This window comes from Nocardioides baekrokdamisoli, from assembly GCF_003945325.1.
GTDB lineage: Bacteria > Actinomycetota > Actinomycetes > Propionibacteriales > Nocardioidaceae > Nocardioides > Nocardioides baekrokdamisoli.
The window spans coordinates 2,051,214-2,073,997 of record NZ_AP019307.1; the positions used below are offsets into that span (position 1 = coordinate 2,051,214).

General features: G+C 64.8%; 25 protein-coding genes. 11 read left to right on the forward strand and 14 right to left on the reverse strand.

Translation table 11 applies throughout. The features are described 5' to 3' along the window. Positions 1-202: 202 nt before the first annotated feature. Complete coding sequence (locus tag KCTC_RS10005; RefSeq protein WP_125569106.1) at positions 203-1,258, reverse strand: hypothetical protein; 1,056 nt, start codon at positions 1,256-1,258, stop codon at positions 203-205. Positions 1,259-1,319: 61 nt separating this feature from the next. Next, the gene (locus KCTC_RS10010; protein ID WP_125569108.1) at positions 1,320-1,598 is read right to left on the reverse strand and encodes a hypothetical protein; all 279 of its coding nucleotides are present in this window, start codon (positions 1,596-1,598) and stop codon (positions 1,320-1,322) included. A gap of 336 nt (positions 1,599-1,934) precedes the next feature. Between KCTC_RS10010 and KCTC_RS10015 the strand changes: the two genes are divergently transcribed. Both KCTC_RS10015 and KCTC_RS10020 read left to right on the forward strand, forming a co-directional pair. After that, the gene (locus KCTC_RS10015; protein ID WP_125569109.1) at positions 1,935-2,291 is read left to right on the forward strand and encodes a hypothetical protein; all 357 of its coding nucleotides are present in this window, start codon (positions 1,935-1,937) and stop codon (positions 2,289-2,291) included. A 591-nt stretch (positions 2,292-2,882) separates the two neighbouring features. Continuing rightward, entirely contained in the window at positions 2,883-3,128 is a 246-nt protein-coding gene (locus KCTC_RS10020) for a hypothetical protein (protein WP_125569112.1), read from the forward strand. 33 nt (positions 3,129-3,161) lie between these two features. On the opposite strand, the gene KCTC_RS10025 is transcribed toward KCTC_RS10020, so the two are convergent. Continuing rightward, the gene (locus tag KCTC_RS10025; RefSeq protein WP_125569113.1) at positions 3,162-3,470 is read right to left on the reverse strand and encodes a hypothetical protein; all 309 of its coding nucleotides are present in this window, start codon (positions 3,468-3,470) and stop codon (positions 3,162-3,164) included. Positions 3,471-3,558: 88 nt separating this feature from the next. Here KCTC_RS10025 and KCTC_RS10030 point away from each other — a divergent pair, with 88 nt between their 5' ends. Beyond that, positions 3,559-3,876 carry a hypothetical protein gene (locus tag KCTC_RS10030; protein WP_125569115.1) on the forward strand — a complete coding sequence of 106 codons (318 nt, stop codon included), beginning with the start codon at positions 3,559-3,561 and terminating at the stop codon, positions 3,874-3,876. Positions 3,877-3,900: 24 nt separating this feature from the next. Here KCTC_RS10030 and KCTC_RS10035 read toward each other — a convergent pair whose 3' ends face one another. Beyond that, entirely contained in the window at positions 3,901-4,281 is a 381-nt protein-coding gene (locus KCTC_RS10035; RefSeq protein WP_269461419.1) for a DUF4265 domain-containing protein, read from the reverse strand. A 230-nt stretch (positions 4,282-4,511) separates the two neighbouring features. Next, on the reverse strand, positions 4,512-4,757 hold the full coding sequence (locus KCTC_RS10040; RefSeq protein WP_125569119.1) for a hypothetical protein: 246 nt from the start codon (positions 4,755-4,757) through the stop codon (positions 4,512-4,514). Between the two features lie 1,384 nt (positions 4,758-6,141). Between KCTC_RS10040 and KCTC_RS10045 the strand changes: the two genes are divergently transcribed. Both KCTC_RS10045 and KCTC_RS10050 read left to right on the forward strand, forming a co-directional pair. Next, positions 6,142-6,615, forward strand: a complete 474-nt coding sequence (locus tag KCTC_RS10045) for a hypothetical protein (protein ID WP_125569121.1) — start codon at positions 6,142-6,144, stop codon at positions 6,613-6,615. 342 nt (positions 6,616-6,957) lie between these two features. Further along, the gene (locus tag KCTC_RS10050) at positions 6,958-7,731 is read left to right on the forward strand and encodes a hypothetical protein (protein WP_125569123.1); all 774 of its coding nucleotides are present in this window, start codon (positions 6,958-6,960) and stop codon (positions 7,729-7,731) included. Between the two features lie 100 nt (positions 7,732-7,831). Here the strand turns inward: KCTC_RS10050 and KCTC_RS10055 are convergent, their stop codons facing one another. Further along, entirely contained in the window at positions 7,832-8,254 is a 423-nt protein-coding gene (locus tag KCTC_RS10055) for a hypothetical protein (protein WP_125569126.1), read from the reverse strand. An 89-nt stretch (positions 8,255-8,343) separates the two neighbouring features. Beyond that, the gene (locus KCTC_RS15215; RefSeq protein ID WP_197715172.1) at positions 8,344-8,535 is read right to left on the reverse strand and encodes a hypothetical protein; all 192 of its coding nucleotides are present in this window, start codon (positions 8,533-8,535) and stop codon (positions 8,344-8,346) included. Between the two features lie 115 nt (positions 8,536-8,650). Between KCTC_RS15215 and KCTC_RS10065 the strand changes: the two genes are divergently transcribed. Beyond that, positions 8,651-9,840, forward strand: a protein-coding gene (locus tag KCTC_RS10065) for an IS3 family transposase (protein WP_125569130.1) whose coding sequence is annotated in 2 segments (ribosomal slippage) — positions 8,651-8,929 and positions 8,932-9,840 — 1,188 coding nt in all. Because the reading frame shifts where the segments join, the coding sequence is not laid out codon by codon here. Positions 9,841-11,013: 1,173 nt separating this feature from the next. Here KCTC_RS10065 and KCTC_RS10070 read toward each other — a convergent pair. Next, a complete protein-coding gene (locus KCTC_RS10070) occupies positions 11,014-11,529 on the reverse strand; it encodes a winged helix-turn-helix transcriptional regulator (RefSeq protein ID WP_125569132.1) in 516 nt (171 codons plus the stop codon). 52 nt (positions 11,530-11,581) lie between these two features. Between KCTC_RS10070 and KCTC_RS10075 the strand changes: the two genes are divergently transcribed. Together KCTC_RS10075 and KCTC_RS10080 are read left to right on the forward strand one after the other, a co-directional pair. Next, positions 11,582-12,988 carry an MFS transporter gene (locus tag KCTC_RS10075; RefSeq protein WP_125569134.1) on the forward strand — a complete coding sequence of 469 codons (1,407 nt, stop codon included), beginning with the start codon at positions 11,582-11,584 and terminating at the stop codon, positions 12,986-12,988. Positions 12,989-13,015: 27 nt separating this feature from the next. Beyond that, on the forward strand, positions 13,016-14,182 hold the full coding sequence (locus KCTC_RS10080; RefSeq protein ID WP_125569136.1) for a thiolase family protein: 1,167 nt from the start codon (positions 13,016-13,018) through the stop codon (positions 14,180-14,182). Positions 14,183-14,221: 39 nt separating this feature from the next. Here KCTC_RS10080 and KCTC_RS10085 read toward each other — a convergent pair whose 3' ends face one another. Genes KCTC_RS10085 through KCTC_RS10100 form a run of 4 tightly spaced genes read right to left on the reverse strand, consistent with a single transcriptional unit; the run spans position 14,222 to position 17,345 of the window. Then, positions 14,222-15,046 carry an SDR family oxidoreductase gene (locus KCTC_RS10085; protein WP_125569138.1) on the reverse strand — a complete coding sequence of 275 codons (825 nt, stop codon included), beginning with the start codon at positions 15,044-15,046 and terminating at the stop codon, positions 14,222-14,224. Between the two features lie 27 nt (positions 15,047-15,073). Further along, positions 15,074-15,790 (reverse strand): SDR family oxidoreductase, encoded by a 717-nt coding sequence (locus KCTC_RS10090; RefSeq protein WP_125569140.1) that lies wholly within the window; start codon positions 15,788-15,790, stop codon positions 15,074-15,076. Continuing rightward, the gene (locus tag KCTC_RS10095; protein WP_125569142.1) at positions 15,787-16,779 is read right to left on the reverse strand and encodes an NADP-dependent oxidoreductase; all 993 of its coding nucleotides are present in this window, start codon (positions 16,777-16,779) and stop codon (positions 15,787-15,789) included. The genes KCTC_RS10090 and KCTC_RS10095 overlap by 4 nt, the downstream gene beginning before the upstream one ends. After that, a complete protein-coding gene (locus KCTC_RS10100) occupies positions 16,776-17,345 on the reverse strand; it encodes a TetR/AcrR family transcriptional regulator (protein ID WP_197715173.1) in 570 nt (189 codons plus the stop codon). Before KCTC_RS10100 ends, KCTC_RS10095 begins: the two co-directional genes overlap by 4 nt. A 139-nt stretch (positions 17,346-17,484) precedes the next feature. Between KCTC_RS10100 and KCTC_RS10105 the strand changes: the two genes are divergently transcribed. From KCTC_RS10105 to KCTC_RS10115, 3 genes are read left to right on the forward strand one after another with little or no spacing between them, the layout of a single operon-like run. Next, complete coding sequence (locus KCTC_RS10105; protein ID WP_125569147.1) at positions 17,485-18,732, forward strand: NADH:flavin oxidoreductase/NADH oxidase family protein; 1,248 nt, start codon at positions 17,485-17,487, stop codon at positions 18,730-18,732. Next, a complete protein-coding gene (locus tag KCTC_RS10110; RefSeq protein WP_125569149.1) occupies positions 18,729-19,628 on the forward strand; it encodes an SDR family NAD(P)-dependent oxidoreductase in 900 nt (299 codons plus the stop codon). The genes KCTC_RS10105 and KCTC_RS10110 overlap by 4 nt, the downstream gene beginning before the upstream one ends. Next, entirely contained in the window at positions 19,625-20,458 is an 834-nt protein-coding gene (locus tag KCTC_RS10115; protein ID WP_125569151.1) for an alpha/beta fold hydrolase, read from the forward strand. The genes KCTC_RS10110 and KCTC_RS10115 overlap by 4 nt, the downstream gene beginning before the upstream one ends. A 2-nt stretch (positions 20,459-20,460) precedes the next feature. Here KCTC_RS10115 and KCTC_RS10120 read toward each other — a convergent pair whose 3' ends face one another. Further along, entirely contained in the window at positions 20,461-21,150 is a 690-nt protein-coding gene (locus KCTC_RS10120; protein ID WP_125569153.1) for a TetR/AcrR family transcriptional regulator, read from the reverse strand. Positions 21,151-21,155: 5 nt separating this feature from the next. Further along, complete coding sequence (locus tag KCTC_RS10125; protein WP_125569155.1) at positions 21,156-22,775, reverse strand: GMC oxidoreductase; 1,620 nt, start codon at positions 22,773-22,775, stop codon at positions 21,156-21,158. Positions 22,776-22,784: the final 9 nt, after the last annotated feature.

A 22,784-nucleotide genomic window follows, 5' to 3' on the forward strand; every position in this document is an offset into this window, starting at 1 on the left:
GCTGGCTCGATTGACTGCTCTGACAGGCACTCACCGTGAGGGCTGAAAGTACCGACAAGACTGCGGCGCCTATTCGACGACTCGTGCCGTTCACGCGGTCTCCTTGGTGACGGATGGCGACTCAGCTTAACGACGCCAGGCACGGCTGATCGGTTCCTCCGACGACCAGACGCTCAGCAAACATGATCCGCTTCGCGGCAAATCAGCGCGATTGGGCACGCGCCCAGTATGCGCGGGCGTCGTCTCGCACTGGGTAGTTCTGCGCGACGGCTGTATATCCATGCGAACTAGGGAATCGTTGCGGCGTACCGGATGGGACTTCCTCGATCCGCACGCGGCGGGCTCGCTTGAGGTCTCTCGGTGCTGCTTCATGGATATAGATGGCGGCGAGCGACAACGCGGTTGCGAGGAACATGCTGGATCCGTCTTTTGCCGTGGGGCCGTTGTAGATCAACCATGATGCGACGGCGCAGACGCGTGCCAAGTCGTCGTTGCTGCATACGAGAATCCATGCCGCAGCAGCCGGTTCCCCATACGCCCGAAGGTCGGCGGCTATCACCTCGGCTGAGGCCAGGATCGGGCGGTACATCTCGAGTTCTGTGACCGGACGCTCGGCTTGCGCGCGCTCCGGAAGCTCGATCCCAGTTCCTTCGGCGAGGGTTTCAAAAGCGTTGACAGTCGTCTCGCGCGTCCAGCCCAGACGACTGGTCATGATGTAGTCGCGGACTCGCAGGAGACGCTGGTATCTCTCGTCAGCGCCGCCAAGCGCTTCGCCGAAAAGCACATAGCGGACGACGTGCATAGTGCTTCCGCCGACGGCGCGGCTAGTCAGATCCAAGGCCAAGGTGTCGTCGGCGGCGACATCTTCAAGCCAAGGCTGTCCGTACCGGATGAACGCGGCGAGGATGGCAGCCGCTACTTCGGGCGCATTGTGCGCGTTCAGCCGGGAGGCGGGGAGCGCGTCCTTGGGGCACAGCTGGTGGAGCTGGCGCAGGATCGTGCGAGCCTTGTAGTCGGAGCGAATGCTGACGAAGTTGGCGGCCTGCTGTTCCACGTCGTCATGACGGAGATCAATGTTGAGACTCACGTCGACAATGGCCGGATTGCCAGTATTCGAGTGGGTGACGCAAACGACGCCGGTCCATCCCCGCCCAAGGTCTTTCGTGAACCAGCCCGCGGCCCGAGGTTTCCACCCGATCGACTCGAAGGGTTCACGGAACGCCTTTCGAGCGATCTGCACTCCGGTCGGCTCAGCCATGGCAACAGTATTTAGCCTGTAGAACCGGAGGCGACGCGAATGCGGCAGATCCGTTTGTTGATCAGACCGCTAGAGCCAGGTTCGCGATCTTCAGGAGGCGTTCGTAGTACGGCTGTGCATCCGCGGGAAGTGCCCCGAGCGACCGGGCCAGTTGGTCACGGGCCTCCGCGAGCCGTGTTCGGTCGAGGCCCGACAGCCCTCCGGCTCTGGTCGCCCAGCCGTAGATGTCTGCATCGATCATGACGGCATCGACCTCGCCGTACGCCTCGCCCTTCACGATCGACTGTGGGAACGGATCGGCGAGATGGCGCTTCATCTGCTGCTTGAGTTCGCTGATCACGGGTCCAGATTAGTTATCGCGAGACACGTTCATAGCGGCAGAAGAGTGCGTGTCGACTACCGCAAAGAGTCCGGCCCTGCCGGCTTCGTTCTCAGTCGATGGGTCGCGCCGTTGGCAGTTTCGATCATGATGAGCCGTGCGTCGAAGTCTGCCCAGTAGCAGTCGCCAGCATCTACGAAGACCGGCTCCTCAAGCTCCAACCATGCGACGGCAGAGACCAAGGTGAGCCGATCAACGAAGACCGTTTCAGAGCGCCCTGCCATGTCTCGACTCTAACGACCAGCTCGCGGCAAAACAGGATGTTTTGCGGTACCGCCGCCTGCGAGGATCTACGGCGTGGTCACCGAGGATGAGCGAGCGCATTTCGAGGGGCGCGATGCGGAGCTCGGCAGCCTGCTTCTTGCTTGGGGTTTGCGCAACAACGTGCCAGTTGACGGTCCACTCGACGTCCCGGGAATGGATCCGCGTTGGATTGCGCGGATTCGATCCGATGCCTTCGAAGCCGACCTGATGATTTTCTACGGACCGGTCATCGACGTGTCTGCTTCTCGACCTTCCGCACCCGAACCGGGCTACTTCGTCGGAGGTGAAGTCGGCCTCTCGGATGAACGCTTCATTGAGATGCTCAACGATCTTGCAGCAGCCGTCGCTGGTGGTCCGGACCCAGGATGGCTCCGCGTCGTTCAACGCTAGTAGCGGCAGATAAGGATGGTTACCTTCCGACGGAACGGGTCGCTGAGTCGCAGGTACCAATCCTGGAGATCAAGACTCGCAATGCGGCGCCGGTCCGCCATGACAGGCACCCCAAGTTACGTCCGTCCACCGAATCAACCTCGATCTGTTGGGGGTTGCTGTTTTGGTTGAGCGTGAGGCCCGCAGATTCGCCGGGGTGTAGTTCTGCTCGTGTCGGGGCCCGCAGTACTACGGATACATGGCTGTCGTTCACAACGGTGGTTTTGAACCATTGGTCGCCGTCAGTCTGGGCGGAGCACGCCGACAATGTGGCGACGATCAGCGCCGCAGCCACGGTCAGCCGAGGGATCACACAACTAGTCTCGCGCCTCGCGCAAGCAGTCGGATCAGCCGAAAGGACGATTCTGAGTTCGGCAGATTCGCGGCAGATCCGTGCGTTTCGGCGCTGGCCCGCCGGTCATCAACGATGATCTCTGCATGACTCCGGAGAGCCTTGTCCGCGGGATTCACGACCATTGCTTTGAAACCGCAATCGCCGATACCGAGGCGACCCTTCTAGCGCCGGCTGGTCGGGCGCCGAGAGCCCGGCTCGTGGCACTCAGCGGCTGGTTCGTCGAGCTCGGCGAGGACGACCGAGTGCGAGTGATGGAGGTAGCTCGCATGGCGGCTCACGGCGCGACGTTCGGAGTGCTTGCTGCTCTGGACGGTTCAAGGAAGATCGCGGACGGCGAACTCCGACTGACCGACGAGTCCGGTCACGTGCTTGCCGCCACTGAATCCTCTACGGAGTTGCACGACCTATTTCAGGCTGAGGTCGGTGACTGGCTGACGGCGTGACCTCGTCGCGGCAAATCAGGATGTTCGCTGGCGTTACTGCGCCAGCTCAACCAACTCCGCAATGATCCAGAACGCCGAGGGCTTGGACCTTGGATCGAAGCCTGGGTGCTGTTCATCGAGCCTGTCCACGAAGCCTGCAGCCAGCACGCGTCGTACTTCAGCTTGATCACCGGGGCTGAGGTCTTGGAGGTTCAGAGCACCGAGGTGTTCCTTCTCGATCTCCTCGCACTGTGCCCGTAGCGTTGTCGACGTCGTCTGGCTTGCAATTGTTCGCATCACGGCGTCGAACAGCCAAGTGCTGGCCGTCCATGCGCGATCGTCGATCTTGATCCAACCTCCCACGCGTTCAGACTGCCGTACCTCGACCCGCAGGGAACACCCGTCGCGGCAGAAGAGTGCGTTTCAATCCGTCGTGGTCAAAGATATCGACATGCCCGACGACGCCCCGGAGCTGCCGGAAGGCATCGACCCCAGCCTTTGGATCCGCACCGCCGGCTGTGGGTGGGCCGACTACCTCTTCGGCAACCCTCACACCTTCCCCGGCCGGATGCATGCGTACTGTCCGCATCAACGGCGTAACTTTGCCGTTTCGATGTCTGAGGTCCTCGATGCGTCGACCGAGGCTAGATATTGGATCGTCGGTTATCTCCACGGGAACGAACCGGAGCGGCCGGAGGGTGGTGACGAGGACCGTCGTTGGCTCTCGGACCGCGAGGCATTCCACGCCGGTGGCGACTGGCCGCGCTGACGCACCCATCCGCACGGCGACAGATCAGCGCGTTTGCTGACGCCCGGTCTCGTACACAAAGCTGCCACTCTTCTCCCCAGCAGACAGTGCATCGGCAACTGCCTGCACGGAGGCGCGCTCACAGGCCAGCCCAAGTAGGTGATCGCGGTAGAGCTCGATGGCACAGCCCATCTCGCCAAAGTCGCTGATCACCGCATGCATCACCTCAGCGTCGCCGTCTTCGCGCCAGACTCTGAACGTGTAGCGACCCTTGTCCGCGACGACACTTGTAGCGACCAAGGCACCTTCGTCGGACGACATGACGGCCACTTCGTCGCCGTAGTTCAAGTCGTACGCAAAGAGCGGAATCGCTCTGACCTCCGCCGGTCGCTGCCGGGCGATCGATGTGCGCGAAGGCCCTCCCAAACCTGGTCGTCTCCAACTGGAGTTGGGAGGGCAAACCAGACGGTCTCGCTCGCTGCGCCTGCCGAATCAAGCGGAATGAGAGTTCCATCCACGAAGCGGCACGTCCTCGAAGGGTGTTCCCGGTACTGATCGGCCACGACATGAACCCTAAGCCGCTGACCGTCGGCGTCCTTGTACGCACCGGCAGATTCGCGGATGCCGACACACAACCGGCGGCCTGAGCGCGCCGGTCAGAGACGCGTCCAACGTCCCAGTTCTCCGGGATCATCACCTCGCGTGAACGCGTCGACAACGGCCTGGGCGCGGTCGGCGGTGCAGATAAACGCCCCGCTGAAAGTCACATCGAGGTCGAGGATGTGGAACTTGCGAAATTCCTGCTCGTCTACCACCCGATCACCGTCGAGGAGGAAGCACGAATCCGGGTCCGGGAAGAGATGCACCACCGCCAGGCCGTCGGTAGTCGAGATCGACATCATCGGGTGGGCCTCTCCGGATCGAGACGCCTCGCGATACGTGGTTTCATTCACGTCGGCAGCATCACATCGATGACCGCTCCGCGCCATCGGCGGCAGAACAGTGCGCTTTTTCCGAGAGGGAACGAAGATGCTGAAATGCGGCGTCTTCCAAATGTGAGAGCGATAGTCACGATCCGGTTCGGCGTGTCCGGACTCGTGATGTTGGCCGCGGCAACAGCCTGCGGGACTAGTACCCCCACGAGTTCGAGGCTGCCGGCATCAACGGTCACGGTGACGGTTCACCTCCGTGGGTTTGGCGGGGCGTACGACCCGGTGAAGCATCGGACGGAGATGAATGGCGAGCCCATGACGCACCAGGAGGTGCAGATTGGCGTCGGGGCAGCGGAGCACCTAGCAGTCACAAACCACGCCGGTGATGCGACGTTTGTGCTCCCGTCGGCCGTTGCAGCGGCAGATGTCCACAGTTGTGGGATTGCTCGCTTGGTGTCGGCTTCGAAGCACGCCCAGACATTCGACGCCAATTGCTACTTCCCCTGAGCGCGGCAGATCAGTGCGGGTTGCTCACGTAGTAAGCGCCGTTGTCACGCGCTTGGAGTAGGCCTGATTGACGGCCAGTTCCACTGAGGGTCCGGTCGGCCACTGCAGGAGAACGATCTCCATGAGTCCCGGCTTCAGATATGGGAGGTCCTGCCGATCGCTCGCTCGCTGAACGGTGACTGATACCCCGTCCAACTTGACGGTTGGGAGCGGCTGGCGTCGCCAATAGGTCGACATCTCGAGCGTCGTTCCATTGATCTGCGCTCGGACTTGGCGCCATGTCGGTTTGCCCGAGCGATTCTGTGACCGGAGGCAGGCCCCAAATCGCATCGTCGATGCGTCGTGGTCAGCGGCAGTCGGGGCTGCTCCGTCGTCAGCCCGGATCCGCCGGAACACGGGGACGAACATCGTGATGCCTACAAACAATGCCAAGGGCGCGCTCCACACGGCCAGAAACGCTGTGGCGAATAGAACGGACCAGAACTCCCACCGTCCGACGACGAGCCTCAACAGGCCGGGCACAGTCGCGCCGGGGTCAAGGCGCGCACCCCTGTGGCTGTGATGTGACACGACAGCGACGGTAGTGAAGACGCGGTCGGACGCGCATCCTCCATTTGGCCATTGCGATCCTTGCAAATCTCGACAGATTCGCGGCAGAAGAGTGCGCTTGATCGCTTGCGGGGCGATACTCGGCCGTGTGCGACTTGTCCCGGCGATCGTGTTGCTCGGACTCATGTCACTAGCAGCGTGTAGCAGCTCCAACGCAGCCACGTACGGAACGGACGCGACTGGCCGTGCCGCGTTTGGATGCTCACTCGCGCGTTGGGCCGGCAGTCAAGACGCCCAGATGAAGCACTACACGAACATTGCCGTCCGGGACCTGTTCGTCGCAGCACTCGAGGACGACCACACTTATCGGCTCGCCGCCCAACTCTGGAACGCCGACGACGGCTTGCAGATCAGCGAAGGCGGTCGCGACGGGTTGCTATCGATCTGCGGCGGCGCCGGATTCGGCGGAACTGCGGACATCGCGGATCTGCACACGTATGCGTGTGCAATGAATGCGGCCCTCGCTCAATCGCGCCCGACTATCGATTCGTTCGGACCTGTGGACACCGCGAAGGCCCCTGGCGATCCGAAGCGGGATGACGCGTCGTTCCTCGACGCCGCCTTCCTCCTACTCGCCTTGAAGGAGAGTCCGGGATGGCTATCAGCCGCCACCCCAGGGATGGCCCTAGACGCAGGCAAACAGGACGGATACGCAGCGTCCCTGGCCAACTACGCCGGCCTCTGCGCCAATCCGCCGAAGGTCACTGAGTAGCGGCAGATCAGGATGTCTCGGCGGGGTTGCGTCACCGCCAGAATGTCCACGCGTTGGGGTTGATCGAGATCCCGGACTTGAGCTTTTCCCGCCACGAAGGCTCCGGCGGCTCGGGATCAGGTCCCTGTTCCTCGAAGTACTGCGGCATGAGGCGAGCGTAGAGGAATCCGGATGCTGCGGTCCCGCGCAAAGGTCAGTGCTGCTGGACGCCACTCGTACCGAAGGTCCGGACACGCTGGGGCCGGCGACCTTGTACCTTTGGGCAACCTGTTGTCGCTCCCCTCGGAGGGAATTGTGGCCCGACTGTCTTCTGTTGCCGGTCGATCGGCGTTCGCTATTGCGGTGGCATTCCTTGCCTTCGCTGCGCCACCGGCGTCGGCTGCCATGCCTTCCGGCAGTGTCGTGCTGGCGAATGCATGTCAGCACATGAGCAACGTGGCGATTACGGATGGCGACTTCACGGTCTCGGCTGTTGGCGACCAGTTCACGATTTCGGACAACATCCAGATCGGGCCAACCAACGGCTTGGCGGGAGTCAGTTGGGAGCGGTGGGACACGACCGGCCGCTACAACAACTGGCGGGACCGGTCCTACTTGACCGTCTCCTGCAACGGGGACGTGGATTTCTGGCATGCCAGGTATGTCCTGTTGTGGCACTCCAACACCGCTGGGCAAGGCGGCGTCCATCTGATTCTGACCAACACTGGCGAACTTCGCCTCTACAACTCGGACTGGTCCCACATCGTGTGGCGCTCGTGGTCCGGGCAGCGCTACCTCGCGGCTGGAACCACGTTGCCCAGCGGTGGCAGGCTCGCGAGTGGTGGAGCCGAGCACCGCAACTACACGATTCGAACCCTTGAAATGCTGGCGAACGGCGATCTGGTCTACCGCGTGGGCGGCAATATTCGCTGGCAGTCGGGCACTCATGTGCCTGGTGCGCGCGCCGTTCTTACTTCCCACGCGCAGCTCAAGGTGCTGTCTCCATCCGGTCAGGTGCTGTGGTCGAGTCGTCCCCAAGGCAGTGCGGACTCGGCTCTCGATGTGGAGTTCATGCAAATCACCGACTTGGGCAGCGGGATGGGCCGCACGGTGTGGCAAGCGCCCGGCGTGTCCTGACTCCACCAACGCATCTGGTTGGCCGGGCCGATCTGGCACATCACGTCGGATCGGAGCCAGACAGGTGTTGTACCGAGCGCGGCAGATCCGTATTTTTCGGTTACTCCGCGGGTCTGAAGATCAAGAAATCGAAGCATCCATAAAGGACGAGCGTCGCCACTAGGCCGCTTAAGACCGAGACCCGCCATATCGCGATCCGCCGAACGCGCCCAACCACGTTCGTTGTCTTGCGGCAGTTAGTGACCGCCAACGCCAACCCCGTGATGCAGATGGCCAGAGCGCCGGCCAGGACGACGAAGTCAAGGAACTTGGCGATAAGCAAGCCAACAAATGCACCGGGGCCGTCGGCCTGTCCGTCCGACTGCGGCACGGGTCCCGACATGTACACCTCAAGACCTATCGCGAACCATAGCCAGAAGCCAGTAGCAAGCGCGCCGAGGAGGCCCCACCACGCGAACGCTCGTAACGCCCGGCGAGCCATCACCTGCTCGCCGCCCGACGCCACATCAGCCAAGTCCGTCACGACACAAGTATCGGCTAGAACGCTGCATCCTCAATTGGGCGGAAGCAACAGGGCCGTTTCGCTCAATCGCTCGGCGGCAGAAGAGTGCGCTAGACCGCGGGTCGTCGGGAGACGTCGTACGGGTCCCAGTCCAGCTCCCAGAACGCCTGAAGTCCTCGCTCGGCGATGAACTCTCGCTCTATGGCATAGGTCGGATACATGCCGGCGATGTTGATCGGAAGGTCGTCGCCGACATCCACCCGAGCGTCGTCAGGGTCAGCTGCCAGCGGCGCGAAGACCACGAAGCCATCGAGCCTTGAGTTTGCGGCAATCGGCTCTCCGAAATTGATGGGTCTGCCCCCAGTTGAGTTGACACCTGATCTCTGAGGTTTCGGCCTCGGACGGAAGGATGTCCCTGTGGCGAAGGCATACCCGAAAGAGTTCCGCGACGATGTCGTGGCCGTGGCCCGTAAGGGCATGGCGCCCCTGTCTCAGATCGCGAAGGACTTCGGTATTTCCGAAGGGTCGCTGACGAATTGGATGAAGCGGGCCGACATTGAAGACGGCACACGTGCCGGCCTGACAGAAGCCGAACGCAAAGAGCTGCGTGAGTTGAACAAGCGGATCCGGCTCCTGGAACAGGAGAACGAGGTCCTGCGTCGCGCAGCGGCCTACCTGTCGCAGGCCAATCTGCCGGGAAAATAGTCTTCCCGCTCGTCCGTGAAATGGCCGCGGCCGGTGCCCGAATCAGGGTGCCGGTCGCGGTGGCGTTGCGGGTCCTTGGCCTGTCCCGGCAGGGCTACTACGACTGGCTGGCCGAACCCGTATCCCAGCGGGACTGGGACGACGCCCATCTCATCGACAAGCTCTACGACCTTCACGCCGATGACCGGACCCTGGGCTACCGGTTCCTGACCGACGAGCTCGAACTCGAACACGACCTGAAGGTCGGCGAGAACCGGGTGCACCGACTCTGCCGGATCGCGGGGATCCACGCCTCGCACCACAAGAAACGATCCAAGGTCGGATCGACCGGGCCGGCACCGCACGACGACCTTTTGGCCGTGGTCGACAGGCACGGTGTGGTCCGGCACGAGTTCGTCGCCGATGCCCCGAACAAGGTCTGGCTTTGGGACATCTCGGAACACCCGACGAGGGAAGGAAAGCTCTACATTTGCGCGATCAAGGACGTCTTCAGTAACAAGATCGTCGGCTACTCCATCGACTCACGGATGAAGTCGAGCCTGGCCGCGTCTGCGATGCGCAACGCGATCGCGCTGCGATCACCGGTCGCGACGGTGTGCCATTCGGACAGAGGCGGTCAATTTCGCGCGAAACGGGTTCAGCGACTGCTCGCGAACAACGGGCTCGTCGGATCGATGGGCCGCTCCTACGGTGCCGGCGACAACGCCTCCATGGAGAGCTTCTTCTCCCTGCTCCAGAAGAACGTCCTCAACACCAGGCGGTGGGAAACCCGGGAGGAACTGCGCCTGGCGATCGTGACCTGGATCGAAACCAAGTACAACCGTCGGCGTCGTCAACGCGGCCTCGGGAAGCTCACCCCGGTCGAGTTTGAGATGATCTACCAGGCCGCAGAAGCGGCCTGATCAACGCAAACCCTGCGTGTCAACCAAAGCGGGGGCAGACCCAAACAAGCAGCGGCCGACCGCTATGGCAATCGGCCCTAGTTACGTTCGCCCTGTGCGTCGTGCTGGTGTGGATGGGCATCAGCTACGCCGACCACGGGCGCGTGGAGTTCGGGATCTTTCTGATTGTCCTTGGGTCGATCATGCCGGCGTTCACTCTGCTTGTGGGCGTCCTAGTAGCGGTCGCGAAGTACCGGCGCCGACGTCGCGCAAATAGTCAAGAGCGCTAACCTCTGCGGCGCAGACGCCGAAGCATCTCGCTGACGTACCCGGGCTCATCCCGGTACTGCGGGTCAACGGCCCAACGAGGACGGTTGAACAGTGCGACAGAAGCGATCAAGAGCAGGCTCGCCAAGAACACTGCGACCGGGACCAGATCAACGACGCGCCACATGCCTCCGGCGCCATTCGCAGCCCATCCCACGAGGATGATGACCGAACCACTGATGCCCGCCGCCGTGCACGCTCGCCCAATTCGAACCCAGACGCGGCCGCTCCCAGTCGGACCTACGACCGACCCGAGCAAGCTCTCGCCCCGACGTCGGATAGGGGTGACAAGCGTCAGAATTGAGGCGCCCAAGACGAACCATGCGGCGAGTACCTGCGGCGTTGACGGGACGAAGCTGTGGGTCGCACTCAACACCGTTACTCCGTGGATCATGTTAGGCATTATCCCGGACGCAACGCCGTGAAAAGCGGCCTGCTGTCGACGCACTGACATCGGCAAAACAGTACGCATCCGCACTATTCCGATCGGGCGAGACGTGCCGCTCTCCGGATGAACCGCTGTCACCTTCTTGTCACCCGAAGCTCCGCACCGGGCGCGGACCGAGGCATTGAAAGCGGTGCATGCGATGCACCTGCGAGCGGGGTGTGCGCTCGCTTGCTCCCTCGTAATGAGCAGGTCGTCAGTTCGAATCTGACAGGTGGCTCGGAAAGCTTAGGAGGCCCGAGAGCGAAGCTCTCGAGGCCTCCGGCTGCTTTCCGAGCCATTCTGTGCGGAGCACAGGGAAGCACAGGTGGCTCCAGCGAACCCGGTCTGACCTGCGGAAACACGCAGAACAGGCCGGGTTTCTTCGTTGTTCTGGGTTGCCGACCGCGTTGGTCCCGCCGCTAGTCCGACGGTGTTCGGCGCTACCTTCGCCCGGCGCGGAGGGCTGCCGCCGACGCCTTGATGCGGATCTCGTCGATGGTGACTGGCTCACCTGTCTCGCACACCAAGGTTGCCGTCACCTCGCTGCCGCATGGCTCGTGCGTGAGTTGGAGCGGTGCCGATCCGCCAGGGGACAGATGCGCCCCGCCCCACTGGTAGAGCCCGACCATGGCCGGCGCGAAATCTCGACCCATCTGGGTCAGTTGGTATTCGTACCGCGTCCGTTGGCCAGGTTCCTTGTAGGGAACGCGCTCGAACAGGCCAGCCTGGGTGAGCTCGCGCAGTCGGGCCGCCGCCACCGCTTCGGTGATCTCGATGCGGGCGACGAAGTCGTCGAAGCGGGTGGTTCCGTAGAACGCCTCGCGCAGGATCAGCAGCGCCGATCGAGTGCCGACGATGTCGAGTGCCTTGACGATCGGGCAGTCCTCGCCCGTACGCCACCTGGATCGATCCGCAAGCCGCTCCTCGAACGTCGCGACACCTGTGGGATTGGTCATGTTGCCGATTCTAACTTGAATTGACCATAGTCAGGGACGTATCTTGCTAACTATGCATAACAAGAGTCAGCGTCCCGGTGTGGCGCTCGCGGTGTTGTCGCTGGCTGCCTTCATGGCGAGCCTCGATGTGTTCATCGTGAACGTCGCCTTCGACGCCATCGGCACGGACTTCCGCGGAGCCGACCTCACTGAGCTCTCCTGGATCCTGAACGTCTACGCGATCCTGTACGCGGCGCTGCTGGTGCCGGCCGGACGACTGTCCGACCGCTACGGACGCAAGGCCGGCTTCCTCCTCGGGCTGCTGCTCTTCACTGCGGCCAGCGCTGCCTGTGCGGTGAGCGGTGACATCTGGTGGCTGGTCGCCTTCCGGGCGCTGCAGGCGGTCGGCGCTGCGATTCTGACTCCAGCGAGTCTGGGTCTGGTGGTCGCGACCGCTCCGGCCGAGCGGCGTACGCAATGGGTCCGGACCTGGGCCGCGACCGGTGCCCTCGCCGCCGCACTCGGTCCCGCAGTCGGCGGCATCCTGGTCGAGGCGTCCTGGCGCTGGGTCTTCCTGGTGAACATTCCGATCGGGCTGTTCGCCGTCGCCGCCACGATCGCGTGGGTCCCCGACTCGCGCGACATCTCCATCACCCGGAACCCGGATCTGCGGGGTGCAGCCCTCTTGGCGCTCGCCATCGGTGGGCTCACTCTGGGCATCGTCGAAGGGCCGTCGTGGGGTTGGGCATCAGGGCGTACCGACATCGTCTGGGCGGTCACCGTGCTGGCGCTGATCGGGTTCTTCGCATCGTCGGCCCGGCACCCCGCGCCGGTGATCGATCCCGCGATGGTCCGGGTCAAAGCCTTCGCCTGGTCGAACGTCACCGCCGTCCTGTTCTCGATCCCGTTCGCCGCCGCGCTGCTCACGCTCATCTTGTGGATGCAGCAGGTCTGGCACTACTCGGCCATCCAGACCGGCTTCGCGGTCTCGCCCGGACCGCTGATGGTCCCGCTGTTCGCAGTCGTGGCGCACCGTCTCGCAGCCCGGATCCCGGTGGGCCTGATCGTCGCCGTGGGGTGCGCGCTCTTCGGCATCGGCAGCGTCGTGATCCTCACCCGGGTCGGCGCCACGCCCGACTATGTGGGCGACGTCCTGCCCGGCTGGCTGATCGGTGGCGCCGGTGTCGGCCTGGCCCTCCCCAACATCCTCTCCTCAGCCACGGCAGACCTCCCGCAGGCGCAGGCCGCGACCGGAAGCGCGGTCGTCAATATGAGCCGTCAGATCGGCACTGCACTCGGCGTCAGCCTCGTGGTCGCCGTACTCGGCATACCGGCTTCCTACGAAGCAGCGCACACCGTCTTCGTTCGTGCCTGGTGGCTGCTGGCAGGAGTCGCCTGGCTCGGCGCCCTTGCGGCTCCACGCATGACACCTGCGCCCAGGCTCGTCCCCACCGTCGCCCCCGCCGACGCCCGCGTCTGATCAACAAGCACAAACAAGGAGCAAGTCATGAAGAACGCCGTCATCGTCGACGCTGTCCGCACACCGCTCGCGAAGGGCAAGCCCGGCGGCGCGTACTCCGACATCCATCCGGTTGACCTGCATGCCGTCGCGCTGAAGGCGCTGGTGGAGCGGACCGGTATTGACCCCGCCGTCATCGACGACGTCATCAGTGGTGCCGTCGGGCAGGTCGGGGAGCAGTCGGGCAACACCGCCCGCTGGGGTCTGCTCGCTGCTGGCTACCCCGAGTCCGTCCCGGGCGTCACGGTGGATCGTCAGTGCGGATCCAGCCAGCAGGCGCTTCACTTCGCGGCGCAGGGAGTGATGGCCGGTGCGTACGACGTGGCTGTCGCGTCCGGCATCGAGTCCATGAGCAGGATCCCGATCGGCTCGCAGTTCCTTGGCAAGGACTTTGCGGGTCCGACGGTTCAGGGTCGGTACGCACCGGGGCTCATTCCTCAGGGGGTCAGCGCCGAGCTGATCGCCCAGAAGTGGGGCTTCTCGCGTGAGCAGCTGGACGAGTTCGCTGCCGAGTCGCACCAGCGCGCGGCCCGGGCGTGGAAGGACGGGCGCTTCGACAACGAGACTGCCTTCGTCAACGACCTGCGTACCGACGAAACCATCCGGCCCGACACGAGCGCCGAGGGCCTCGGCGCCCTTCGCCTGGCGTTCAAGGACGACCACTGGTCCGAGCGGTTCCCCGAGATCGACTGGAAGGTCACCGCAGCCAACAGCTCACCGGTCAACGACGGCTCGGCGGCGGTGCTGGTGACATCGGAGGACGCCGCGGCGTCGCTCGGCCTGCGACCGCGGGCACGCGTACGCGCCTTCGCGGTGGCGGGCGATGACCCGATCTACATGCTGACGGGCATCATTCCGGCCACCCGGAAGGTGCTGGCGAAGGCGGGGCTGTCGATCACCGACATCGACGCCTTCGAAGTCAATGAGGCTTTCGCGAGCGTGGTCCTCGCCTGGCAAGCCGAGACCGGTGCGGATCTTGCGAAGGTCAACATCAACGGTGGCGCGATCGCCATCGGCCACCCGTTGGGTGCTTCGGGAGCTCGACTGGCGACGACGCTGGTCAACGTCCTCGAGCAGACCGGCGGACGGTATGGACTGCAGGTCATGTGCGAAGCCGGCGGGATCGCGAACGCGACCATCATCGAACGGTCATGACTCGGCTGAGGGGTGGACGGTCGCTGTGCCGCCCACCCCTCACGAGGCCGTCGTTGCGGCGGCGAGGACGGCGTCGTTGATGGCGGCCGGTGTAACGGCGGTGAGTGCGAGTTGTACGCGGCTGAGGGTGTCGGTCCGGTAGCGGCGCCGCGGGTGTCGCGACGTGAGCGCGCGATTGACAGCGGCCACGACCTTCTTGGGGTCCCCGGCGAGTTTCTGCATGCGCCCCAGGAGCTTGCGGGTGCCGACGAGGTGGGCTGCGTACAGCTCACGGTGCTCGGGGCTCAGTTGGCTGGTCATTCGGTCGTAGTCGACGAGTGCGTCGCCCCACATGTCGGTGCGGATCGGGCCGGGCTCGATCAACGAAACGGAGATCCCCCATGGTCGGAGTTCCATGCGCAAGGCGTCCGCCAGTGACTCCACCGCGTACTTCGAGGCGCTGTACGCACCGGTGCCGGGCAGGGTGATCAACCCGCTGACCGATGACATGAACACCACTCGGCCTCGGGCCCGACGGATGAGCGGAAGTACGGCCTGGGTGACCGCGATCTGGGACGTCACGTTGACGTCCAACTGTCGCGACAGGTCCTCCACCGATGTCGCCTCGACCGGACCCTGGACGATGATCCCGGCGTTGTTGACCACCGCGTCGAGCATCGGCGGGAGGTACTCCGGCAGGCGCGCGACGGCATCCCGATTGGTGATGTCGAGGGGGACCGGATGCACGCCTGGCAGCGTGCCGAGCTCGCGCAGGTCGGCGTCCGACCGGGCCGTGGCGTACACGTCCCAGCCGTGGCTGCTCAGATGTCGAGTGATCGCTAGCCCGATTCCCCGGCTGGCACCGGTCACCAATACAGACGGCACGTCATCTCCTCATTTCCGGACGGTGGATCATCGTGCGGAGGGCTTGAGCTGCGGGTAGAGCCCCTCGATCGGACCGGCGAGGCCAGCCTTGACCTGGCCGGATAGTTCATCGGCCAGCACTTCGTACGCACCGCTCTCGATGCCGTCGTAGGCCTGTCGAACCACATCAGCCGGGTCGTTCTTGTCGACGTCCAATCCGGCGGTCATCGGGGTGTCGGTGTAGCCCAGATGCAGTGAGGTCACGAGCGTTCCCGCAGGTGCGAGCGCGATGCGTTGGGTGTTGGTCGCCGACCACAGCGCAGCCTTGGTGGCGCTGTACCCGTCACCGACTCCGATCCAGGAGAGAACCGACAGTACGTTCAGCAGGGCGCCGCCGCCGTTGCGCGCCAGAGTGGGTGCGAACGCACCTGCAACGGCGAGTGGGCCGAAGAAGTTCACGTCGAACAGTTCGCGCAGTGGCGCCGAGTCCCCGATCACGGTGGCGCCGTTCGCGGCCCCGGCGTTGTTGATAACGACGGTGACGTCGTGTGCGACGGCGGCGGCTTCGGCGACCGATGCAGGATCGGTCACATCCAGTGCGAGACGGATGATGCGAGGGTCCTCCCAGGTCTGGGGGTTGCGGGCCGTTGCATAGACCTTCGTTGCGCCGCGTTCGAGGGCTTGGCGCACGAACTCGGTGCCGAGGCCTCCGTTGGCGCCGGTCACGAGGACGACTGCATCCTTCAGCTTGACCCCGGAGCTCATCGTGTCACCACGATCTTGCCGCTCGCCTTGCCCTGCTCGACGTACGCCATCGCCTCGATCGTGTCGTCGAATGCGAACGTACGATCCACGACGGGTCGTAGCGTGCCGCTGTCATAGAGGCCGGCGAGAACCTTCAGTTGTGCGCCGCTGGCTCGCATGAAGAAGAAGGAATAGCGGACCCCGAGCTTCTTCGCGCGCGCACGCACCTTGCGGCTGAGGACTGCCATCACGGGCCGCAGGGCCGGCTGGCCGAGTTGGCGTGCGAAGGCCGGGTCCGGTGGGCCCACGACGCTGATGGCCAGGCCGCCGGGCTTGAGAACGGTGAGCGATTTCTCCAGGCTCGCGGCTCCGAGGGAGTCCAGCACGACGTCGAAGCCCGACAGCACCTGGGCGAAGTCGGTGGTGGTGAAGTCGATGACCTCGTCGGCGCCGAGCGTCCGTACCTTGTCGAGATCGTTCGTGTGAGCGGTGGTCGCGACGAAGGCCCCGAGGTACTTGGCCACCTGGATCACCGTCGAGCCGAGTCCGCCGGCGCCTGCGTGGACCAGAACCTTCTGGCCGGGCTTGATCTCGGCGACGTCCACCAGTGCCTGCCACGCGGCCAGCGCGACGAGCGGAACCGCCGCGGCCTCCACGAAGGACAGCGACGAGGGCTTGAACGCCACGTCGGCAGCGTCGATCGCGATGGACTCGGCGAAGGTGCCGATCCGCAGGTCTCGTGGCCGTGCATAGATCTCGTCCCCGACCTTGAAATCACGCACGTCGCTGCCGACCCGCGTGATCACTCCGGCGACATCGTGGCCCAGGACGAAAGGCCGCTTGTACTTGAGGAGCTGCTTGAACTCGCCGTTGCGCACCATCTTGTCCAGAGGGTTGATGCTGGCGGCCTTGATGTCCACCAGGACATCGTTCGGTCCGACGACGGGAGCGAGGACGTCTGTCAACGCGAGTCCGTCCGTGCCGTACTTGGTGACGACGAACGCCTTCATTTCGAGTCCTGTTCAGTGGTGGTGGGAGTGCGGGGCGTGATTCCGGCCAGAGTCATGGCATTGGCGTACGCGGCGGCCAGGATGCGGTCAGACAGGTCGGGGTCAGTCACCGCGCGGGCGAGCTGCAACGAGCCGATGAGGAGTGTGTAGAGACCGATCGCCGCCACTGCTGCGTCGTCGCGGTCGCCGGAGTCGAGATGGCGGGTGATCGCTCCGATCATGTTGAGCGCGCCCTGCGTGTACGCCTCGCGGGCCACTTCGCTCGAGCGGGCGATCTCATCGAGCAACGCAGCAGAAGGACATCCATCCGCCAGGTCGTCGCGGTGCTCGCGGGAGAGGTACTGCAGCAGGAACGCGTCGACCGACTCGATGCCGGCGGGAAGCTCCGCGACTCGAGCGACCTGCTGGGCCAACTGTTCCTCGACGACCGAGGCGATGAGTTCGTCTTTGGAGTCGAAGTGACCGTAGAACGCGCCGTTGGTCAGACCGACGTCGGCGACAAGTGTGGCGATCCCGGATCCGTCGAAGCCGTCGCGCTTGAACCGGCGGCCAGCGCTTTCGACCATGCGGCGACGAGTCGCTTCCTTGTGATCTGGGCTGTATCTCGCCATGTTCCTCGGTCTCCTTCACTGCGGGCTTGATCAAACGATAGCAGTATGGTCATAATATTACGAACGTACGACAATAACGATTTGGAGTATTCGCATGGCTTCGCTCACCGACCCGCTCGACCTACCGTGCGGCCTCAGGCTGCCCAACCGCCTGGCGAAGGCGGCGCTCAGTGAGGCGCTCGCGGACGCGGACAACTCGCCCGACGACCGTTTGGTCACCCTCTACCGACGGTGGGCCCAGGGTGGGTACGGCCTGCTGGTCACCGGCAACATCATGGTTGACCGCCGTCATCTCGGTGAGCCGGGCAACGTCGTCATCGAGGATGACCGTGCGCTGCCGCAATTGCTTTCCTGGACGAAGGCTGCGCACGACGGCGGCGCAGCGATCATCGCCCAGTTGAACCACCCGGGCCGGCAGTCCAACCTGCTCGAGATCGGCCACACGCCGGTGGCGCCGAGCCCGGTCGCGTTGTCCCTTCCGGGGGCAGCGACACCGCGCGAGCTCACCGGCGCCGAGATCGAAGACATCATCGAGCGTTTCGCGGCGGCAGCACAGGTGTGTGAGGCAGCCGGATTCGACGGCGTCCAGATCCATGCCGCTCACGGCTATCTCGTGACGCAGTTCCTCTCGCCGCTCACCAACCTGCGCGAGGACGAGTGGGGCGGCGACGCCGCGCGACGTATGCGGTTTCTCATCGAGGTGATCCGTCGGGTCCGCGGGCGCGTGACTCCTTCGTTCGCGGTCGCGGTGAAGTTGAACTCGGCCGACTTCCAGCGAGGCGGATTCACCGAGGACGACTCCCGCGCCGTCGTCGCAGCTCTCGCTGCAGAGGGCGTCGACCTGATCGAGGTGAGCGGCGGCAACTACGAGACGCCGGCGATGTCCGGCTCTGAGGCATCCTCGACCCGCTCCCGCGAGGCCTACTTCCTTGAGTACGCCCGCTCCGTCCGGGCCGAAGCCGGCCAGGTCCCGTTGGCAGTCACCGGAGGCTTCCGGACCCGCGAGGGCATGACCGATGCCCTGGCGTCGGGTGACTGCGACATCGTCGGCATTGCCCGGCCGACCGTCACTACGACGGATGCGGCCATTGCGATCCTGGAAGGTCGCGTCGACACGCTCGTGACCCACGAGATCCAGGCGGGGATGCGGCGGGCCCTCGGGCGAGTCGCCGACCTCAAGACACTCGACGGAGTGCTGAATCTGAGCTGGAACACCGACCAGATGCACAGGCTCGCCCGGGGGCAGGAACCCGATCTGGGTCGTGGTCCGTTGCGTACTGCCGTGTCCATGGTGCGGCGCAACGGACGCGTCTCCCTCAAGCCGCGGCGAGGCATCGCATGAACCGCCAACGGTACGACCTGGCCGACAAGGTCGTCCTGATCACCGGCGGCAACGGTGGCATCGGCGGAGCCACGGCACGCGAGCTGTTGCGGCGCGGGGCCCGGGTCGTCATCGCCGACATCGATGCGACAACTCCGGAGCGCGCAGCCACGTTGTCGCCCGAGCGTGCGCTCGGCGTTGTTGCGGACGTCAGGAACCGGGCCTCGTTGGACGCGGCCGTGACGCAAGGTGTCGAACGCTTCGGTCGAATCGACGTCGTCATCGCCAACGCCGGGCTCCTCGCCAAGGCCGCCACGCTGCGCAACACCCCGACGGCTGACATCGAGGCCACCCTGGCGGTCAACGTGACCGGGGTCGCGAACACGGTCGCTGCCAGCCTGGAGCAGGTCATCGCGCATCAGGGCCAGGTCGTACTGATCAGCTCGGTGTTCGCGTTCATCAACGGCATGGGAACGATCCCGTACGCCATGAGCAAGGCGGCCGTCGAGCAGCTCGGCCGAGGCCTGCGCATGGAACTTGCCGACGACCGGGTCTCGGTCCTCACCGCGTACTTCTCGCTGGTCCAGACCGACATGATCGCCCGCGGCGTCGACGAGGACCCCGTCGTGATGGAACTCCTGGGGACACTGCCGAAGGCGATGCTCAAGCGCATCAAGCCAGCAGATGCTGCCAACGCCATCGTCGACGGGCTGGAAGCACGCTCGACCCGCGTCGTACGCCCCGGTCTCTGGCGGCCGGTGTCCGCGCTGCGCGGGGTCGTCGGTCCTGCTCTGGACGACCGCTTCGTCGCCGACCGTCGAATTCTCGACGTGCTCGTCCGCCTCGATGCGCGCGGCTCGACGAAACCCGTACCCATCAACCCCACCCCGAAAGCACGGAAGAAGGAACTCGCATGACCACCTGGCGCACCACCCCCACCAAGACGATCGACGTCGGCGGCGTCTCCTACGCGTACCGAGAACTCGGAGAGACGGGAGGGGTCCCCGTGGTGTTCCTGCACCACTTCACCGCCGTGCTCGACGACTGGGACCCACGGGTTGCGGACGGCATCGCCTCCCGCCACCACGTGATCGCCTTCGACAACCGTGGCATCGGTGCCACCGGCTCGAAAGTGCCGAGCGACCTCGAGCAGATGGGCGCAGACGCGATCGCATTCATCCGCGCTCTCGGCTACGACCAGGTCGATCTCTTCGGCTTCTCGTTGGGCGGCGCGGTGGCGCAGATGGTGGCCCTGCAAGCGCCCGATCTCGTACGCCGGATGGTTCTCGCAGGGACCGGGCCGCGTGGCGGAGGCGGGATCTGGAAGATGCCGTTCATCGTCGGCGGCGCGTACACCAAGGCCTTCCTGGCCCGTAAGGACCCGCGACACTTCCTGTTCTTCCCGCGCAACGCCCAGGGGAAGAAGGCGGCCAACGAGTACTTCGCGCGCCTTGCCGAGCGCACGGAAAACTTGGATCGTCCGATCACCGCGCAGGCTCGAAATGCTCAGTTGCGTGCGATCACCAGTGGCGGAATGCACGCGCCCGACGACCTCTCCCGGATCAAGATCCCGGTCTTCGTCGCGAACGGGGACAACGACCTCATGGTCTCCAGCGACCACTCCGCCGACATGGCGGCCCGCCTGCCGAACGCCAGGCTCCGGATCTACCCGAACTCCGGCCACGGCGGCGTGTTCCAGTACCACCACGAGTTCGTACCGGAGGTTCTGGACTTCCTGAACGAGTGAGGTCAGGCGGCGGGGAGCGGGACTCGCCCGAGGGCATGTTCGTGAGAGCGGAGTGCGGCTTCCCGCTCGGCGCCGAGACCGGTGCAGAAGGTCACTCCCATCGGCAGAAGGACCTGCCGGACGGGATCTTCGAACTCGGTGAAATGGTTGGCGAGTTCGAGCGTGACGTAGCCGTGCACGAAGCTCCATAGTGCACCCGCCACAGCGATGGGATCGGTGATCGACATCGGCCCGCGGCCCGCCAACCGCGTGCACGCACCGGTCACGTGTGCGTACGCAGCGTTGAAGGCCGGTGAGTGGCCGGCCAGGCGGACACCTTTGTCCGTCGGCCGGTAGGTGGCGCGCGTCGACAGCCCGAACATGGCGTCGTAGAGGTGCGGGTTGGCCCGTGCGTACGCCAACGTCGTGAGGGCCATCGCGAAGAGATCGGCGATCGGGTCGTCGGTCACGTCGAGCTTCGCGAAGGCGTCACCGATCTGATCGAAGCCGTGATCCACGACGGCGTTGAGAAGTTCGGGGACTCCGCCGAAGTAGTTGTAGACGACCATCGTCGACATGCCGGCCGCGGCGGCGACGGTACGGGCCTTGATGGCCGATGGTCCCTCGGTGGCCATCAAGGTCACGGCGGCATCGATGAGCCGCTCCGGAATGCCCCCGGCGACGGAACCGTCCCGAACCCGCTCCTCTGTCATGGTGGCTATCGTCCCAAACCGTTGGCCGCGACATGCGCCATGGCGTGTTCAGCCATCGCCGCGATCGTCAGCGCGGGGTTCACGCCTGGATTCGCCGGCAACGCGGCTCCGTCGCACACGAGCATGTCCCGATAGCCGAAGACCCTCAGTTTGTCGTCGATGACACCCTCGATCGGGGATGCTCCGACGGCCGCGCCGCCGAGGACGTGAGCCGTCATCGGCATGTTGCCGAATGCCTCGAAGACGCTGCTCTGCGGGATGCCGCCGGTCTGCTCGGCCAGCCACGTCGCCGCCGTGTGGCCGACCTCGAGATGGGTGGGAGCCGGACGGTCGGCGTCCACTGCCGTGGCCAGCTTGTAACCACGCCCGATCAGACGCTTCTTGGCTCTGAAGCGGATCGCGTTGTCGCGTGGCTGCATGACCAGCATCATCACTGTGCGCCGACTCCACCCGGACCGAAGCGTTGCGGCCCACTGTCGCGGGTGGGCGACCACGCTGCGTATCCACTTCAGCAGCCGCGCAGGTGCAGGGCCCGCGCCGACGAGGGTGGTGAACATGAACCTCATGAAGTCGCCGTTCGGCCCGTACGTGAGGAACTCGATCTGGGTGTCGCCGTCGACCAGCACCCGACTGCTGGCCGTCACGTCCCTCCAGGTCTCGCAGTCCTGGGGCAGCAGCACCGACACGACGGCTTCGCTGTTGGTGCGTACGAGTGTTCCCAGACGGTCGCTGATGTGAGGAAGTGTGCCCCGGTGTTTGCAGTCGGCGAGAAGTTCGTTCGTCGCGACGGCGCCGCCTGCGAAGACCACCCCTGCGGCCGTCATGGTGCGACGTCGGCGACGCAGTCCTGGTCCCTGGCTCCGAGTCGCGATCCGGTAGCCGTCTGCGCCGTCCGCGGCACCGATCGCAGTGACATCGACCACCTCGGTCTCGGCGAGGATGGCGACCCCCAGTTTCTCCGCGAACCAGAGGTAGTTCTTGGTCAGGCGGTTGGCGGCGCCGATCCGGCACCCGGTCATGCATTGACCGCAGCGCGTGCACCCGGTGCGATCAGGTCCCTCGCCTCCGAAGTACGGGTCCGGAACGGTCTTCCCGGGTTCCCCGAAGAACACCGCGACCGGCGCAGGCATGAAGGTCTCCGGGCCGTCGAAGTGGTCGGCGAGTTGCCGCGACAGGCTCATGCTCACTGATTCCCACGGCGTGCGGTCGGCACCGAGCATCCGCTCGGCCGTTTGGTAGTGGCTGCTGAGCACGCCCTCCCAGTCCGCGAGGTCTCGCCACTGGGGATCGTCGTAGAACGGTGCTTGTGGTCGGAACAGCACGCCGCCGTAGACGAGGCTTCCCCCTCCGACGCCGGTTTGGGTCGAGCTGAAGACGTGCCGGAAGAGCACGCTGCGCATGATCCCGCGCAGCCCTAGCGCAGGAGCCCAGAAGAACCTGCGCCGATCCGAGGTCGACCTCGGGAGGTCCTCGTCGGCGTACGCCTTGCCACGCTCCATCACTGCGACCCTGTAGCCCTTCTCCGCCAGCCGCAACGCGGCGACGCTCCCGCCGAAACCTGACCCGACGACTACCCAGTCGTAGTCCGTCGCGGGGGTCTTCCGGATCGATGAGCGCTTCTTCATGCGGTTCCT

What these genes read in the sequence shown, in the direction of transcription:
- KCTC_RS10105 (WP_125569147.1), top strand. Translation starts at nt 17,485, where the DNA reads ATGGCTTCGCTCACCGACCCGCTCGACCTACCGTGCGGCCTCAGGCTG.
- KCTC_RS10110 (WP_125569149.1), top strand. Translation starts at nt 18,729, where the DNA reads ATGAACCGCCAACGGTACGACCTGGCCGACAAGGTCGTCCTGATCACC.
- KCTC_RS10100 (WP_197715173.1), bottom strand. Translation starts at nt 17,345, where the DNA reads ATGGTCGAAAGCGCTGGCCGCCGGTTCAAGCGCGACGGCTTCGACGGA.
- KCTC_RS10030 (WP_125569115.1), top strand. Translation starts at nt 3,559, where the DNA reads ATGCCCGACGACGCCCCGGAGCTGCCGGAAGGCATCGACCCCAGCCTT.
- KCTC_RS10005 (WP_125569106.1), bottom strand. Translation starts at nt 1,258, where the DNA reads ATGGCTGAGCCGACCGGAGTGCAGATCGCTCGAAAGGCGTTCCGTGAA.
- KCTC_RS10040 (WP_125569119.1), bottom strand. Translation starts at nt 4,757, where the DNA reads ATGATGTCGATCTCGACTACCGACGGCCTGGCGGTGGTGCATCTCTTC.
- KCTC_RS10115 (WP_125569151.1), top strand. Translation starts at nt 19,625, where the DNA reads ATGACCACCTGGCGCACCACCCCCACCAAGACGATCGACGTCGGCGGC.
- KCTC_RS10120 (WP_125569153.1), bottom strand. Translation starts at nt 21,150, where the DNA reads ATGACAGAGGAGCGGGTTCGGGACGGTTCCGTCGCCGGGGGCATTCCG.
- KCTC_RS10080 (WP_125569136.1), top strand. Translation starts at nt 13,016, where the DNA reads ATGAAGAACGCCGTCATCGTCGACGCTGTCCGCACACCGCTCGCGAAG.
- KCTC_RS10045 (WP_125569121.1), top strand. Translation starts at nt 6,142, where the DNA reads ATGAAGCACTACACGAACATTGCCGTCCGGGACCTGTTCGTCGCAGCA.
- KCTC_RS10125 (WP_125569155.1), bottom strand. Translation starts at nt 22,775, where the DNA reads ATGAAGAAGCGCTCATCGATCCGGAAGACCCCCGCGACGGACTACGAC.
- KCTC_RS10075 (WP_125569134.1), top strand. Translation starts at nt 11,582, where the DNA reads ATGCATAACAAGAGTCAGCGTCCCGGTGTGGCGCTCGCGGTGTTGTCG.
- KCTC_RS10095 (WP_125569142.1), bottom strand. Translation starts at nt 16,779, where the DNA reads ATGAAGGCGTTCGTCGTCACCAAGTACGGCACGGACGGACTCGCGTTG.
- KCTC_RS10070 (WP_125569132.1), bottom strand. Translation starts at nt 11,529, where the DNA reads ATGACCAATCCCACAGGTGTCGCGACGTTCGAGGAGCGGCTTGCGGAT.
- KCTC_RS10090 (WP_125569140.1), bottom strand. Translation starts at nt 15,790, where the DNA reads ATGAGCTCCGGGGTCAAGCTGAAGGATGCAGTCGTCCTCGTGACCGGC.